Here is a 15,948-nt window from a genome sequence, read left to right as displayed (position 1 = left end):
CAATCCTGATAAGCGAAAAGCCCCGCCGAAGCGGGGCTGAATACGGTTAGTGATGTGAAGAGGTCTTCACGCCGCCTTCCGGCACCGGTACATACGGCGTCTCTTTATCAGAGCGACCGTTGATGGCGCGGGCTTTCTGCCAGGTACGGAACCCGTAGAAAATGATGCTGTACACCACCACCAGGAACAGAATACTCAGGCCTGCGTTGGTGTAGTTGTTGACGACGATGTGGTTCATGTTGGCAATCTGCTGAGCGGTCAGTTCGCCGCCGTTAGCAATCTTCTCTTTGTACTGATTCGCCATGAAGAAGAAGCCTTCCATCTGCGGGTTGGTGCTGAACAGTTTCAGACCCAGCGCCCAGGTGGTGCAGATAAGCAGCCATACTGCCGGAACAACGGTAACCCAGATGTATTTGGTGCGCTGCATTTTAACCAGTACCACGGTGCCCAGAACCAGTGCCACGGCAGCCAGCATCTGGTTAGAGATACCGAACAGCGGCCACAGGCTCTTAACGCCGCCCAGCGGGTCAACAACGCCTTGATACAGCAGGTAACCCCACAGGCCTACGCAGCCCGCAGTACCGATGATACCCGCAACCAGAGAGTCGGTTTTCTTCAGGAACGGAACGAAGTTCCCCAGTAAATCCTGCAGCATAAAGCGGCCAGAACGGGTACCGGCATCCAGTGCGGTCAGGATGAACAGTGCTTCAAACAGAATACCGAAGTGGTACCAGAAGCCCATATCAGCCATCGGCAGCACTTTGTGGAACACGTGAGCGATACCAACGGCCAGCGTCGGCGCGCCACCTGCGCGGTTCAGAACGGACGGTTCACCGATGTCTTTCGCGGTCTGCAGGATCTGCTCAGGCGAAATGACGAAGCCCCAGGAGCTGACGGTCGCCGCCGCATGTGCGGTTACGTCTTTCAACTGCGCCATAATCAGCGGGGCGTTCTCGCCGCTCATTTCATGCAGGTTCGGCATGGTGATGCCAAGGCCTGCTGGCGGGGTGTTCATTGCGAAGTACAGACCCGGTTCGATGATGGACGCGGCAACCAGCGCCATAATCGCCACGAAGGATTCCATCAGCATGGCGCCGTAACCGATAAAGCGCGCGTCGGTTTCACAGGCCAGCAGCTTCGGTGTGGTACCAGAAGCGATCAGCGCGTGGAAGCCAGATACCGCACCACACGCGATGGTGATGAACAGGAACGGGAACAGAGCGCCTTTCCACAGCGGACCAGTACCATCAACGTACTGAGTCATCGCCGGCATTTTCAGTTCCGGGTTGAGGATAACAATCCCCACCGCCAGACCGACGATAACGCCGATTTTCAGGAAGGTAGCCAGATAGTCGCGCGGCGCGAGGATCAGCCATACCGGCAGCAGCGCAGAGATAAACGCGTAGCCGATCAGGGTAAAGGTAATGGTGGTGTCTTTAAAGGTCAGCGCCGGGCCCCAGTACGGGTCGTGAGCAATCACGCCGCCGAAGTAGATGGACGCAACTAGCAGCACAATACCAATCACCGACACTTCGCCCACACGACCCGGTCGCAGGAATCGCATGTAGATCCCCATGAATAGCGCGATAGGTACGGTTGAGCAGACGGTGAACACACCCCACGGGCTTTCAGCCAGCGCTTTCACCACGATCAGCGCCAGTACCGCAAGGATGATGATCATGATTAAGAAGCAGCCGAACAGCGCAATGGTTCCCGGGATCGGGCCCATCTCTTCTTTGATCATCTCACCCAGCGATGCGCCGTTACGGCGTGAAGAGATAAACAGCACCATGAAGTCCTGCACCGCACCGGCCAGCACGACACCCGCCAGCAGCCACAGCGTACCGGGCAGATAGCCCATCTGCGCGGCCAGTACCGGCCCAACCAGCGGACCTGCACCTGCGATAGCGGCAAAGTGGTGGCCAAACAATACGTTACGGTTGGTTGGAACGTAGTTCAGACCGTCATTGTTGATGACCGCCGGCGTGGCACGCGTCGGGTCAAGTTTCATCACCTTTTGGGCGATGTACAGACTGTAGTAACGATAGGCCACCAGATAAACAGAAACTGAGGCGACCACGATCCACAGGGCACTGATGTGCTCACCCCGACGTAATGCCACTACCGAGAGGCAGAATGCACCGATGATTCCGAGAATCACCCAGGGTATGTGCTTGAATATCTTTTTCGTATCCATAGTAAAACCTGGTATCTAATTAATAATTGGCCGAAGCCGCGTGGGTTTGATCTTGTGTTTGAGGAGGTAAATTGACTGCTATGTTGGGGGGATCTTGCCAGAGAAATACGCGCGTAAAGTAAGGTAAATAAGTGAGCGGTTGTATGTCAGCTTAAGCGGTCCCAAGTGTCAGTGAGCGGTAAGCAATGGGGACTAACGGGTATATTTATGTGATTGAGATCACTAATAAACCCGCTTAGCGCTTTGGCAGACGGCGTGGATCGACGAATCGTCGATGCTGAGATCGATTCAACTAGCACAAATTTCATAAAGTTTTCCCTTTCCAGGCCGAAAATTCTGACATCTGTCTAGCGGAAAGAGAAAACATGTTAAAACGAATGAAGATTGTTACCAGCTTACTGCTGGTATTGGCGCTATTTGGCCTTTTACAGCTCGCCTCCGGCGGCTTGTTTTTTAACTCACTTAAGAATGACAAAGAGAACTTTACCGTTCTGCAAACCATTCGCCAGCAGCAGTCTGCGCTGAACGCCACCTGGGTTGAGCTGCTGCAAACGCGTAATACCCTGAACCGGGCGGGTATTCGCTACATGATGGATCAGAGCAATATCGGCAGCGGTGCGACCGTTGCTGAGCTGATGCAGGTAGCCAGCACGGCGCTGAAACTGACGGAAAAAAACTGGGCGATTTACGAGTCGCTCCCGCGCGATCCGCGTCAAAGTGAAGCCGCGTTCCAGGAGATCAACCGCACCTATGACATCTATCACGGCGCGCTGGCGGAGCTGATCCAGTTACTGGGTGACGGGAAGATCAATGCGTTCTTTGATCAACCCACGCAGAGCTATCAGGATGGTTTTGAGAAGACATACATCAACTACATGCAGCAGAACGATCACCTGTATGACAATGCGGTAGCAGATAACAACAGCTCTTACAGCCAGGCGATGTGGGTACTAGTCTGTGTACTGATTACCGTACTGGCGGCAATTATTGCGGTCTGGTTCGGCATCAAACTGACTCTTATCTCCCCAATGAACCGTCTGATCGACAGCATTCGTCATATCGCCAGCGGCGACCTGGTGAAGCGTATTGAGGTGGAAGGTTCCAACGAGATTGGCCAACTGGCGGAAAGTCTGCGTCACATGCAGGGTGAGCTGATGAACACCGTGGGTGATGTGCGTAACGGTGCCAACGCGATTTACAGCGGGGCCAGCGAGATTGCGATGGGCAACAACGATCTCTCCTCGCGTACCGAGCAGCAGGCTGCATCTCTGGAAGAAACCGCAGCCAGCATGGAACAGCTGACGGCGACCGTGAAGCAGAACGCCGAAAACGCGCGTCAGGCCAGCCATCTGGCCCTAAGCGCTTCTGAAACCGCGCAAAAAGGCGGCAAAGTGGTGGATAACGTGGTGCAAACCATGCGCGACATCGCTTCCAGTTCGCAGAAAATCGCCGACATTATCAGCGTCATCGACGGCATTGCCTTCCAGACCAACATTCTGGCGCTCAACGCCGCGGTAGAAGCTGCGCGTGCGGGCGAGCAGGGCCGTGGTTTTGCGGTGGTTGCGGGTGAAGTTCGTAACCTGGCCCAGCGTAGTGCGCAGGCCGCGCGCGAGATCAAGAGCCTGATTGAAGACTCGGTCAGCCGTGTGGATGTGGGTTCAACGCTGGTAGAAAGCGCTGGTGAAACCATGGATGAGATCGTCAATGCGGTAACCCGCGTGACCGATATCATGGGTGAAATCGCCTCTGCTTCTGATGAACAGAGCCGCGGTATCGACCAGGTCGGTCTGGCCGTTGCTGAGATGGATCGTGTGACGCAGCAGAACGCCTCGCTGGTGGAAGAATCCGCCGCCGCCGCTGCGGCGCTGGAAGAGCAGGCCAGCCGCCTGACCCAGGCCGTTGCCGTGTTCCGTATTCAGCATGACCAACAGCGCGCGCGTGACGTTGCTGCCGCTAAACCGGTTTCAACGGTCCAGCCGCGAAAAGCTGCGGTAACGGATGCCGGGGATAACTGGGAAACGTTCTAAGTTGGTAATGCCCGATAAGGCGTAGTCGCCCGCGGGCAATTAACGCAGCATCAGGCGCATGGCGCAGCGTAGTTCGTACGTCTGCCCGTGCGCCGCTTCGTCTTCTCTTTTCTGGCGCAGCAGTGCAGGAAGCGTCTCGTCAGCCAGCATTTCAAACCCCAATCGTGCGTACAATGGCGCATTCCACGGCACATCACGGAAGGTGGTCAGCGTGAGCGATGTATAACCTTTCTCGCGCGCCTGTTCGGCAACATAGCCAATCAATCTGCGACCAATACCTTTTCCCTGCCACTCCAGATGCAGTGAAAGTTCAGCAATAAACAGCGATGACCCCAGTGTTTCGGCAACTAAAAAACCGACCGGATGCTCGTCGACCTGCGCCAGCCAGCTCATGCCAGCAGCGGCAAATGCCCGATGCTGGTCAACCGATATAATCTGGTCGTCAGCAATCCACGCCAGTTCGGGGATGAGTAAAAAACGTTGCCCCGCAGATCGTTCGATGGCGGGAAGAGCGGCAGTTTCTGCCAGAGTGGTGGAGCGTAAGGTGATGTTCATTTGTCGAGCATAACATGCCCGATAAGCGCGGTGTTATCGGGCATCATGAGGATTAATCTTTACGCGGATCGCTGATGGGTTGGCGCACCAGGAAGATGTAGGCGAGGGCTCCCACCATGGTGACGCAGCCACAGATGATTAGCGCCAGACGGAAAGAGTTGGTGGTATCAACAATAAATCCGGTGACGATTGGTGCAAACGACGCGCAGATAAAGCTGGCAAAGTTCTGGATACTGCCCACGGAGGCGGTCATGCGTGAGGCGACGGCTACGTGGATCAGACCCCAGCACGAGGTGCCGGCGAAGTGGATACAGAACAGCGCCATACCGATCAGTAATACGGCGGCCATCGACGTTGTGGCCTGCGGCACGATGAAAGTGAAGGCCGCAGAACAGAACATCCCGGCGATAATACAAATCTTACGGCTCTTAATCGGTGCCATACCGCCTTTCACCAGCCAGTCGGTAACAAAACCGTTAATTAACATGCCGGCTGCGCCAAACAGGAATGGGATCGCCGCCATTAATCCGGTGCTTTTTAAATCCAGGTTGTAGGAGGTTTGCAGGTAGCCTGGCAGCCACGCCAGATATAACCACGCGGTGTAGTTGATGCCGCTAAAGCCCAGCATCATGCCCCACATAGTGCGGTTGCGGAACAGGCTGCGCCATTCGGCAAAGCTCAGCGGATCGCGGCGGGCATTGACGCTACCGGCGTTCAGATACGCTTGTTCAGTAGCGCTCAGCGCAATCTGCTCGCGGTTGCGATACAACATGTACCAGCCGATGGCGAGGAAAATACCCAGCACGCCGATGGTAATAAACATCCAACGCCAGCCCATCACCAGCATCATGGCAGCCAGAATCGGCGGGCTAATGGCAACACCGATGGTGGAAGCGGCGTTGAATAACCCCATTGGGCGACCGCGCTCTTTGATGTTAAACCAGTCGTTGATGACCTTTACGCCGCACGGGTTCATGGGCGCTTCGCCGATCCCCATCCCGATACGCACGAGAACAAACTGAGTGAAGCTGTGAACCATGCCAGACATCGCCTGAAACAGCGACCAGAAGAACATCCCCAGCCCCAGCATAATGCGCGGACCTTTGCGATCCAGCAGCGGGCCGCAGGGCAGCTGTGCAATACCGTAAGCGAGAGAAAACACTGACAGCAGTACGCCGATTTGCGTGGCGCTCAGCCCCAGTTCTTCACGAATCGTTAAGTTGGCGACCGACAGTGAACTGCGGTCGAGATAATTAATCACCGCAGCAAAAAATAATAAAATCATTGCTGTGGTCTGAATACGTTTTATTCGGCTACTGCGTTGCACCATACCCTCAGGCGGAACGTTAATATCCGCAGATGACGACGTGCCAAACGAAGAACTCGGGTCAAGGGTAATATTATTTTTTTCCACGCCGGACTCCTGAACCTCAATAATTTATTTTCACACAGCCGGGCTGTGCAGTATTGAAAAAATACCAGTGATGAATCAATTTGCTCATCACCGCTCACAAAAGTTTTTAATGCAGTCGACTTAGCGTGAGCATAGGCAAGCGGTATTTTTCCGGCGTTTTTATTTTTATAAAATCGTGCTCCCGGTAATGGTTTGCTGTTTTTTATCGGTACTTAATGAGCGGCGCTATGGCTTTGGTTGATGGAGCGAATCATCGATTGTTTGGCTGAATTCAAATGGTTACAGAGCGCCAGGGTGGCATCCAGGTCGCTGCGGCAAATCAGTGCGCTGAGGATGGTCATATGCTCATCAATGGCAATGATATTGCGCTGCTTGAGGTCGCTTTCATCCCACTGATAATGAAAGTGGAAAATCACGGAGATGATTTCAAGTGATTGATTAAAAAATATATTATCTGCTGCGGAGAGCAGTAAAGCATGAAACTCACGGTCTAACTGCGAGAACATACGAAAGCTGCTGCCGATGCTGTCGCGCAGGACCCGGTGACGCTCCAGCAGTGTTTTAGCCTGCAGCCAGCGCGGGTCATCGTCGGGCAGATTGAGAAAATGCTGCAGGGAATGGGTTTCCAGCATCTCTCTGAGTTCAAACAGCTGTTCCGCATAGGCCTGATCGAACTGCTTCATGCTCCAATGGCCGCGTTTTTCGTTTTTGATCAGATTGTAACGTTCGAATTTTAAAAGATATTCTCTCACCACCACCGGGCTGACCCCTGCAGCTCTGGCAAGCTGTAGTTCGGAGAAACTCTCCCCTGCGCGTAGCTGACGCTGGTTGATCATGGTGAAAAAAGCCTGCTCAAAAATCCGGTTTTGCTCAGTCATGGAGGCGGTGGTACAGGCAAAACCGTCGTCATGGTCGGGTTTACGTACGATGACATAGTGGCTGCCGACCTGGGTCAGCACGCCGCACTCGCCTAAGTGGCTCAGCATATGGCGCACGGTGGTGCGGCTGATGTTGTACATCTCCGCCAGCGCGCTTTGCGACGGGAGGGGGGAAGGGATATGACCACGCGCCATATCATCGATTATCTGGTTAATCACATTGTGGCGTAAGTTCTGTGAACGGCTCATGGCTTCTCCTTTTTGCGTATTAAAACCCGATTTAAAACATTTTTATGCGCTGGGATTCACAGATTGTGTTTCTGCTTTCTCCGGCTTTTTTATTTTCGTTGATATCTGAGGCAACAAAAAAACAGGAGAGCAGAATCATGTCTACGATGAATACGTTGATTTGCCAGGAACCTAAAAAATTAGTCTGGAAAGAGCGTGAAATACCTATTCCGGGTGAGGGTGAAGCATTAATAAAAATTAAATCAGTCGGGATTTGCGGTACCGATATTCATGCCTGGGGCGGCAATCAGCCATTTTTCAGCTATCCACGTGTGCTGGGTCATGAAATATGTGGGGAAATTGTCGGGCTGGGCAAAAATATACAGAATTTGAAAAATGGTCAGCAGGTGGCGGTTATTCCTTACGTGGCCTGCCAGCAGTGTCCGGCCTGTCTGAGCGGGCGCACTAACTGCTGCGAGAAGATTTCGGTGATTGGCGTGCATCAGGATGGCGGCTTCAGCGAATACCTGTCCGTACCGGTCACCAACCTGTTGGATGCGCAGGGAATTGATCCGCAGGCGGCGGCGCTGATTGAGCCTTATGCCATTAGCGCGCATGCGGTACGCCGGGCGGCAGTGGCTCCGGGTGAGCAGGTGCTGGTGGTCGGTGCCGGTCCGATTGGTCTGGGCGCGGCGGCGATTGCCAAAGCCGATGGCGCACAGGTGGTGGTCGCCGATACCAGTCCGGCTCGCCGGGAGCATGTGGTTTCCCGGTTGGGGCTCCCGGTTATCGATCCGTCTGCTGAAGATTTTGATGCGCAGTTGCGTAACCAGTTTGGTGGTTCGCTGGCGCAAAAGGTCATTGATGCCACGGGCAATCAGCATGCGATGAACAACACGGTGAATTTGATTCGCCATGGCGGCAGCATTGTTTTCGTTGGGCTATTCAAAGGCGATTTGCAGTTCTCCGATCCGGAGTTCCACAAGAAAGAGACCACCATGATGGGCAGTCGCAACGCCACACCGGAAGATTTCGCCAAAGTGGGCCGCCTGATGTCGGAAGGCAAACTGACCGCCGACATGATGCTCACGCACCGTTACGCATTTGCCACACTGGCGGAAATCTACGAACGGGATGTGATTAACAACCGTGAACTGATTAAAGGCGTGATCACGTTCTGAGAGGGTAAATGTGATGAAGACATTGAATCGACGTGATTTTCCGGGTGCCAGCTACCCAACGCGCGTGATCCAGTTTGGTGAAGGGAATTTCCTGCGGGCGTTTGTCGACTGGCAACTGGATATCCTCAACGAGCAAACCTTTCTGAACGCTGGCGTGACCATCGTTCGCCCGATCAATAGCGATTTTCCACCGTCGCTGAATACCCAGGACGGGCTGTATACCACGCTTATTCGCGGTCTAAACTCGCAGGGCGAAGCGGTGAGCGAGGCGCGGCTTATCCGTTCGGTGAATAACGAAATCAATCCGTATCAGGACTTCGCGGCGTATCTGGCGCTGGCCCACAATGCGGATATTCGCTTTGTGTTTTCAAATACCACCGAAGCCGGAATTAGCTATCACGCGGCAGACCGGGTCGATGATGCGCCGCCGGTAAGCTTTCCGGCTAAACTGACGCGTCTGCTGCTGGAGCGTTTTAATCATTTTGAGGGCGCGGTGGATAAGGGGTGGGTCATTATCCCGTGCGAGCTTATCGACTATAACGGCGAGGCGCTCAAAACGCTGGTACTGCAGTATGCGCAGGAGTGGCAGCTTCCCCCGGCGTTTGCCGACTGGGTGGCGACGGCAAACACCTTCTGTTCCACGCTGGTCGACCGCATTGTCACCGGCTACCCGCGAGAAGAAGCCGCCGCGCTGGAAGCTACGCTTGGCTATCACGATGCGTTTCTCGATACCGCGGAGCATTTTTACCTGTTTGTGATTCAGGGGCCGCAGTGGCTGGCGGAGGAACTGAAGCTGGCGCAGTGTCCGCTGAACATTCGGGTAGTGAGCGATATTAAACCGTACAAAGAGCGTAAGGTCGCCATTCTCAATGGCGCGCATACGTCGTTGGTGCCGGTGGCCTGGCTGTGTGGTCTGGAGACCGTCGGCGAAGCGATGCAGGATGCCGATGTCCGTCACTTTATCGAGCGGGCGATTAGCGAGGAAATTATACCGGTATTGGGTCTCCCGGCGGATGAACTGCGTGAATTTGCCGACGCGGTGAGCGGGCGTTTTCAAAACCCCTACATTCGTCACCAGTTGCTTTCCATTGCGCTTAACGGGATGACCAAATTCCGTACCCGAATTTTGCCGCAACTGCTGGCGGGCCAGCAAAATGGGCGCTGGCCCGTGCGGTTAACGTTCGCCCTCGCGGCGCTGCTGGCGTTTTATCGCGCTGAGCGGGAGGGAGAACGCTATCCGATACAGGATGATGAGCAGTGGGTTAGCCTGTATGCCAGTCTGTGGCCGCGAGTTGGCAAAGATTTAACGCTGCGTGAACTGGTGGATACTGTGCTCGGCGATGCGGCGCACTGGGGTGAAGATTTGACGTTGCTGCCCGGGCTTGCCGGGCAGGTGACGGCAAACCTGGAAATGATTCTGGTGCAGGGTATGCGCCAGGCAGTGAAAAGTCTGGAATAAGGTTGCCATGCAGCGCCCGGTGTGGTGTTGGGCGCTGTTTTTTTTCAGACAATAAATGCGGCTAGCTGTAAGGCTGATAAGCGAAGCGCCATCAGCCATTTCATGTTACGAGCCCTGAGCGACCACTTTGATTTCAACCATCCCGATCCCCAGCTTACGCGGCGAGTGGCCGAGAATATTGCCCTCGTTGGTGGCGACCGGATCGGGCGGGACAATCACCAGCGTATCGGCATCCGCCGGGTTATCAAAATGCAAGGTAGTGGTAGTGACATCATGGCCTAACACCAGCGTCTGTTCCTCGTGGCCAACGCGTACGGGAATAGGGCGATTGGCGTTGTCGCCGAAGGCTTTCGCTGTAATGACCAGATCGAATTTCTTCGGCAGCGGGGCCTTGTACTCGATGGTCACCTCTTTGCTGAGCTGCGCATTGGACCAGCGCCCCCAGGATTCGGGGCGTGATATGCCGCTAAACTGTTTAACCTCTTCCGGCGCGCCCGCCACGTTGAAGACGAAGCTGTCGGCTTTGTAGCGAATGTCGTTATCGACAATTTTCAGCGTATCAACGTTACCTTTGTAGCGCTCCATGTCGATCACCGTGTCTTTAAACACGGTTTTACTTTTCCATTTGGCTTTGTCGACGTGCTGCACGATTTGCTGTCCGCCTAACTGGCCTTGCGATACGCACCAGTCGGTGGAGAGCGCCAACTCCGGGGCCCATAGCTGCGCCATTTTGTAGCAGCGATCAACCCAGACAAAGTTATCTCGCGGCGCGAAATCTGCCAGTTGGAAGCGCAGCGGGGCCGAGTATTCGCTTTCCGGCAGCGGCTCGACGCGTTTGTCCGATACGCGCAGCAACAACGGCAGGCGGAAATGGCTGCCGGAGAAAGAGATCATGTTTTTGTCCTGGTCGACGGTGAACTCTTTCATCTCTTTCGGGAAATTCCACAGGCGGATGATATCGGGCTTCCACGCCAGCATTTTTTCTTTGATGTTCAGGAACACTTCAGACGCGGATTCGCTCGACAAACTGCTGCGGCCAAGACCGATAAAGTTATCGCCACCGAGAATATCCAGTACCGTTGCCCCGTTATCCATCGTGTTACGCTTCACCGCCAGCGTGTCCTGCTGTGGCTGGTCGCCGCGCAGCACGAAGAACAGGTTGTTGCGATCCTGCTTGTTCAGATACTTCCATGCGGTGTTGTTCATCGCCAGATGATCGGAAGAAACCACGATAACGGTATCTTTGAACCACGGTGAGGCTTTGATCTTATTGATAAATTCGGCAATGTTTTCCTGGCTGCAGCTGACCGCGCTGAAGGATTGGTTGGCCTTCCCGTCGATGTCATAACGTTTACGGTTGCAGCTACGTGAGATAAATCCATCTGGATGATGGGTATCCACAGTCAGCGTAAACAGTGAAAAGCGCTGGCCCGAACGCGAAAGCTCTTCGAATTTTTTCCATGCTTCATCCAGCACGGTATCGTCGTAGAAGCCCCAGTCGTTGCGATAGGCCGGGTCCGCAACCACGCTTTTTAACTCTTCCGCACCGTAGAGATGATCAAAACCGTGAGATTTCAGGAACACGTCTTTGCCGGCAAAGCGCAGGTTGGCTCCCTGCACAAAGTAGTTTTGATAGCCGGAGTTTTTCAGGATATCGCCCAGACAGATATTGTTGGGGAAGAAGCTGGAGACCGACGCCGAGGCGTTGCCTTCAAACGGCGCAAACAGCGGAATACCGCACTGGGAGGCGACCATGCCAGCGATTGTGTAATCGGTACCCGGAAGTTGCATGGTATTGCTGAAATCCAGACCTTCGTTTTTCAACGCATCGAGTTCCGGGGTCAGATCCGGGAACGCGTCGTTGTTAAAATAGGTGCGCTCGAGGCTTTCGCCATAGATATAAACCAGATTCAGCTTCGGGTTGGGAATCGTTTTTGACGGCTCTTTATAATAGGTTGGGAAATCCGGATCGCCATCGCGCGACTGCGACTTTACCAGTTCGGTTATCTGGTGAAACGCCGGGCTGGCGTCTACGGAGGCCAGCGCCAGCAGCAGGGCCAGCAGACTGTAACCCACATGATGCGGATGATGGCGACGGCGGCGCAGAATCCAGCCGAGAGCGACAAAAACGGTCGTCAGGGCCAGCGCAATCCCGACGCCAGGTAAGATATATTTTCCAATTCCCGCGCCGGTCAGGCTATTGGTCAGCGTGTACAGAACCGCGTCATTGATACCGTCGCCGGTGAAATAGTCACTGGCATACAGCGTGATATTCAAGACAATAAAAATCCCCAGCACCGTTAACGTGGCAGCAAACCACCAGGTGTTGCGACCCGCTTTCCAGGCGTAAATCAGCACTGAAGCGAGAAACAGAGTAATGGAGATGAGTTCTGACAACGATCGATCCTCAGTAAACCGGGCAAACGCCAGGCAGGCTAATGATTTTGGGAAAGCACAATGTAATAGCGATGTTGCATTGCTGCAATTGTAGTGACATTAAATTACGTTGTTATTCAGAATTGGTTTAGATATGCGTGTTTTTTGCGGGGGATTTACTGATTATTTGACGTGTGAATTTTATGGGGAGCAGGTTGATGCCGCGCAGGGTATACGCGGCATGTCGTGCGTCAGGAAATGAAGTTCATACCCTGTTTTAACACGAGATCGCAGGCCTTGGTTTTTACCTGCTTCGCCAGCGAGCTGTTGCCAATTGTGTTCAGGTCCAGTTGTTGACCATCTTTGGCGTTGAGCAGCCCCTGAATGCCGTCCATATAGTTGGTGTCTTGTTTCTGCTCCGGAGCACTGAGGCCCAGTTTATCCAGCACCTGGTTTTTGACGTTTTGCGTGTCGGTGACCGAGGCCAGTTTCTGTTTCGCGCAATATTCCAGGATCCCGGCGGCGTTATTCATGCTGCTGGAGGTCAGCGACTGATTGCTGCCATTCAGTAGACTGGTCAGGGAAGAGAGCGACGAGCCGCCCTGCGAGCCGGAGCTTTGTTTGCTCAGTTCGCTGGCCGCGCTGGAGAGCGAATCCTGCCAGGAGGCGGCGAAAACGCTGGTCGAGATGAGCGTGCTGGCGGCCAGCGCACAGCACAGCAGACGTTTGGTTGTTTTCATCATTATATGCAACTCGTGTTATGCCTTTTCAGCGCAGTATAGCGCCGGCAGTCTTAGGAGTGGTCCTAATACGTTAATACTCTTTACCGGTTACCCGACTACGGTAGCTTTCCCAGTTAAAAATCACCCACAGGCTGTTGCCAAGGCGCATACGGTCCATTACCCGCTCGCCCAGCAGTTTGTTCATTTCATCCATATTGCTGTTGGTCAACATACCGGTCGGGCGTTTTGAAGACGAGCGGCGATCGACGATCTGGTTGATGATCACCTTTTCATAGCGGGATTCGGTCTGCACGCCGATTTCGTCGATCACCAGCAAATCGACATTGCTGAGATCGTTGAGTAGCTGTTCTTCGCTGGTTTCACGGTTGCTGAAGGTATCTTTCATGGCTGACATAATGTCCGCAACGGTGATAATCAGCACCGACTTGCCGCGCAGCAGCAGTTCGTTGCAGATAGCGGCGGCCAGATGGTTTTTGCCGGTGCCGGGCTTGCCAGAGAAAATAAAGCTGGCGATGTTGCCGTCAAACTCTTCAACGTACTGGCGAGCTTTGCTCAGGGCGTTCATCTGACCTTCGCATTCCACCCGATAGTTATCGAACGAACAGTTCTGATGCAGTGGACGAATACCGGAACGGTTGAATGTGCGCTGCATTTTCATGGCTCGGTTTTCACGGGCCAGCGCTGCGGCGCGAATTTCACCTTGCTCTTTTTGCCATGCCAGCAGCTCCTCGCCCGTTTTAAAGGCTGGCTCGACATTAGCCGGCATCATTTTTTGCAGACGTTTCATCAGGTCGCCAACGTTTTTCATCGTTATCCTCTAAAACCCGGTGGAATATGGTTGTCAGGCTCGCTGACACTGTTCACATCGCGCTTCGGCATTCCGCCATTGCTGGCCCGGCCAATCTGGATGCTGCGTGCCAGTTTTTGCTGCCACTGAATATGGTGAAAGACTTTGCCTTCGGCCTGCCAGTAGGCAACAAATGAGGCCAGTTCCTCGGCGGTGACCGGTTCTCTTAACGCCACGCCCCACAGGGCGGCCTGGCGCTGAAAGTCGGCATCGGGCTGCCAGTCAGCGTACATCGCAAATTTCCCCATTGGCACGACAACAGGAGCGGTTTGCGGCTCTTCATAAAATTGTGCATCCAGCGTCACATCGCTTCCCGGGCGTGACAGTTTCTCTTCAAGCGCCAACAACTCGGCCAGTCGTGCAGGCGTCACCGCGTAAAATGCTGGCGCGTTATTGGCGAATACGGCTACGGCACCGCCCGCGGACCTGGCCAGCACCGTATGGTGATCGTGTAGTAAGGCGTCAATGCTAGTGACGTCCGGCGTCAAAATTTTGCTGGGCATAATGTTTCTCAATACTGAACAACAACCGAGAAGGGGACTGCTTTTATAGTAACACAGAGAAGAAGGAGAGCAGCAGAAGAGGGGGCGATTCCCCTCTCTGCGAGGAGCAAACAAAGCGTGCCGCTAAACGCGCGGGCGTTTGCGATACAGCCATAATCCCGGTACGGATAGCCCGATGGAGAGCGCTCCGACAATCGATGAGGCTTTCAGGAAATTGGTCAACAGCGTGATCATCAGCGCTTCGCTGTAACCAAAATGGCCGATTTTTACCGCCGAGATCATGGCGGTATAGGCAGAGATCCCAGGGAACATGGGGATTACTGCCGCAACGGTGAAGACTTTCGGATGCGCCAGATACCAGCGTGACCACTGGATCCCAATGCAGCCCACCAGTAGCGACGCCATAAAGGTTGACCATTCGATATTAAATCCTGCGCTCATCATCACCATTCGTGAACCGTGGCCGAGTGCGCCGAGTAACGCGCACCAGGGGAGCGCCCGATGTGGTACGTTAAATACCATGGCAAAACCAAGCGCAGGTATTGCCGACAGGATCATGTCCTGCATTAGCGCCAAAATGAAATCGATCACGCCCATCCGCGCAGCCCCCATAAGGTCATCGACATGACTACGCCAATGCAGGTCGCCAGCGTCAGCAGACTGGCAATAGCCCAGCGAGCGAGCCCAGTATTAATGTGTCCCTTAAACATATCCGCGACGGAGTTGATCAACGGAAAACCCGGAACCAACAGCAGCACGCTGGCGGCCATGGCGATGGTTGGTGTGTGGTTAAACGTCGGCAAGGTCAGCAGCAGACCAGAAATCGAGGTTGCCACAAACGCAGTAATGCAGAAGTTGATTTGCGGGTGCAAATGCCGGGACGCCAGAATCTGGCGAATATACATCGCCACCATACTGGCGAAAAAGGTGATCACCGCGCCATCCCATCCGCCATTATTGAGTTTACAAAAGCAGGCGCAGGACAAACCGACCATAAAGGCGACCAACCATCTTGGATAGCGCAGCGGTTTAATCTGGCTAAAGCGTTTCTCAACGCCTTTAACATCCAGCAGTTTGTGTTCCGCCAGAATAACGATGTGCTGCACCTCCGTCACGACGTGCATGTTAATTCCGCGATCCTGATTTTTTCGCGTTGAAGTCAGGCACTGCCCGTCTTTAATGGTGGTCAGGACGATGGCGTTAGAGGAGATAGCGCTTTCTACGCTATCCATGCCAAGCGCCAGCCCGAGGCGGGTGGATAGCTCGTCAACCAGCGCACTTTCTGCCCCATGCTGAAGTAAAAAAAGACCGCATTGAATACATAACCGTGTAACCGTTCGCTGTGACGACTGCTCTGTTTGCATGACTCGCTCTGACTGAAAAGGATCTCTTTGCGTGGCGGATGTCTTCTTTTTATCATGAAGCATGATCCTGTTGGCTCTGGCTAAGATCAATCTTTGCGTCGAAAAAAGATGCAGATCGTACGTCTGATGCGTTTGCACACCTCACTTGCTTATCAATAAAGACAGCACTTATGAAA

13 protein-coding genes are annotated in these 15,948 nt (G+C 54.0%); 3 read left to right on the top strand and 10 right to left on the bottom strand.

Annotated elements, in window-relative coordinates:
• Window positions 1-46: 46 nt before the first annotated feature.
• Window positions 47-2,197: a pyruvate/proton symporter BtsT gene (gene btsT, locus HV237_RS20620; protein WP_003830033.1), complete on the bottom strand. Its 2,151-nt coding sequence runs from the start codon at window positions 2,195-2,197 to the stop codon at window positions 47-49.
• A 365-nt stretch (window positions 2,198-2,562) separates the two neighbouring features.
• On the opposite strand from btsT, the gene tsr reads away from it, so the two are divergent.
• Window positions 2,563-4,224, top strand: coding sequence for a methyl-accepting chemotaxis protein (tsr, locus tag HV237_RS20615; RefSeq protein ID WP_047358388.1), 1,662 nt, complete (start codon window positions 2,563-2,565; stop codon window positions 4,222-4,224).
• A 39-nt stretch (window positions 4,225-4,263) separates the two neighbouring features.
• Here the strand turns inward: tsr and HV237_RS20610 are convergent, their stop codons facing one another.
• From HV237_RS20610 to HV237_RS20600, 3 genes are all read right to left on the bottom strand, one after another.
• Window positions 4,264-4,779: a GNAT family N-acetyltransferase gene (locus HV237_RS20610; RefSeq protein ID WP_047358387.1), complete on the bottom strand. Its 516-nt coding sequence runs from the start codon at window positions 4,777-4,779 to the stop codon at window positions 4,264-4,266.
• A 52-nt stretch (window positions 4,780-4,831) separates the two neighbouring features.
• Window positions 4,832-6,193: an MFS transporter gene (locus tag HV237_RS20605; protein WP_016155619.1), complete on the bottom strand. Its 1,362-nt coding sequence runs from the start codon at window positions 6,191-6,193 to the stop codon at window positions 4,832-4,834.
• A gap of 212 nt (window positions 6,194-6,405) precedes the next feature.
• Window positions 6,406-7,320 (bottom strand): GntR family transcriptional regulator, encoded by a 915-nt coding sequence (locus tag HV237_RS20600; RefSeq protein WP_016151582.1) that lies wholly within the window; start codon window positions 7,318-7,320, stop codon window positions 6,406-6,408.
• 137 nt (window positions 7,321-7,457) lie between these two features.
• On the opposite strand from HV237_RS20600, the gene HV237_RS20595 reads away from it, so the two are divergent.
• Together HV237_RS20595 and HV237_RS20590 are read left to right on the top strand one after the other, a co-directional pair.
• On the top strand, window positions 7,458-8,480 hold the full coding sequence (locus HV237_RS20595; RefSeq protein ID WP_047358386.1) for a zinc-binding alcohol dehydrogenase family protein: 1,023 nt from the start codon (window positions 7,458-7,460) through the stop codon (window positions 8,478-8,480).
• Window positions 8,481-8,493: 13 nt separating this feature from the next.
• Window positions 8,494-9,939, top strand: coding sequence for a tagaturonate reductase (locus tag HV237_RS20590; RefSeq protein ID WP_047358385.1), 1,446 nt, complete (start codon window positions 8,494-8,496; stop codon window positions 9,937-9,939).
• A gap of 105 nt (window positions 9,940-10,044) precedes the next feature.
• On the opposite strand, the gene opgB is transcribed toward HV237_RS20590, so the two are convergent.
• The 6 genes from opgB to HV237_RS20560 all read right to left on the bottom strand — a co-directional run bounded on the left by opgB (window position 10,045) and on the right by HV237_RS20560 (window position 15,772).
• Window positions 10,045-12,336 carry a phosphatidylglycerol--membrane-oligosaccharide glycerophosphotransferase gene (gene opgB / locus HV237_RS20585; protein ID WP_047358384.1) on the bottom strand — a complete coding sequence of 764 codons (2,292 nt, stop codon included), beginning with the start codon at window positions 12,334-12,336 and terminating at the stop codon, window positions 10,045-10,047.
• A gap of 230 nt (window positions 12,337-12,566) precedes the next feature.
• Complete coding sequence (locus HV237_RS20580) at window positions 12,567-13,058, bottom strand: DUF2501 domain-containing protein (protein ID WP_016151586.1); 492 nt, start codon at window positions 13,056-13,058, stop codon at window positions 12,567-12,569.
• Between the two features lie 70 nt (window positions 13,059-13,128).
• Window positions 13,129-13,866 carry a DNA replication protein DnaC gene (dnaC, locus tag HV237_RS20575; RefSeq protein WP_016155623.1) on the bottom strand — a complete coding sequence of 246 codons (738 nt, stop codon included), beginning with the start codon at window positions 13,864-13,866 and terminating at the stop codon, window positions 13,129-13,131.
• 2 nt (window positions 13,867-13,868) lie between these two features.
• On the bottom strand, window positions 13,869-14,408 hold the full coding sequence (dnaT, locus tag HV237_RS20570; protein WP_016151588.1) for a primosomal protein DnaT: 540 nt from the start codon (window positions 14,406-14,408) through the stop codon (window positions 13,869-13,871).
• Window positions 14,409-14,531: 123 nt separating this feature from the next.
• Window positions 14,532-15,005: a threonine/serine exporter gene (locus HV237_RS20565; protein WP_016151589.1), complete on the bottom strand. Its 474-nt coding sequence runs from the start codon at window positions 15,003-15,005 to the stop codon at window positions 14,532-14,534.
• Window positions 14,996-15,772, bottom strand: a complete 777-nt coding sequence (locus tag HV237_RS20560) for a threonine/serine exporter ThrE family protein (RefSeq protein ID WP_016155624.1) — start codon at window positions 15,770-15,772, stop codon at window positions 14,996-14,998. Before HV237_RS20560 ends, HV237_RS20565 begins: the two co-directional genes overlap by 10 nt.
• Window positions 15,773-15,948: the final 176 nt, after the last annotated feature.

The organism is Citrobacter sp. RHBSTW-00570 (genome assembly GCF_013739755.1).
Classification (GTDB): domain Bacteria; phylum Pseudomonadota; class Gammaproteobacteria; order Enterobacterales; family Enterobacteriaceae; genus Citrobacter; species Citrobacter braakii.
The sequence above is the reverse complement of the archived record's forward strand: the minus strand, read 5'-3'. Positions and strand labels throughout refer to the sequence as shown.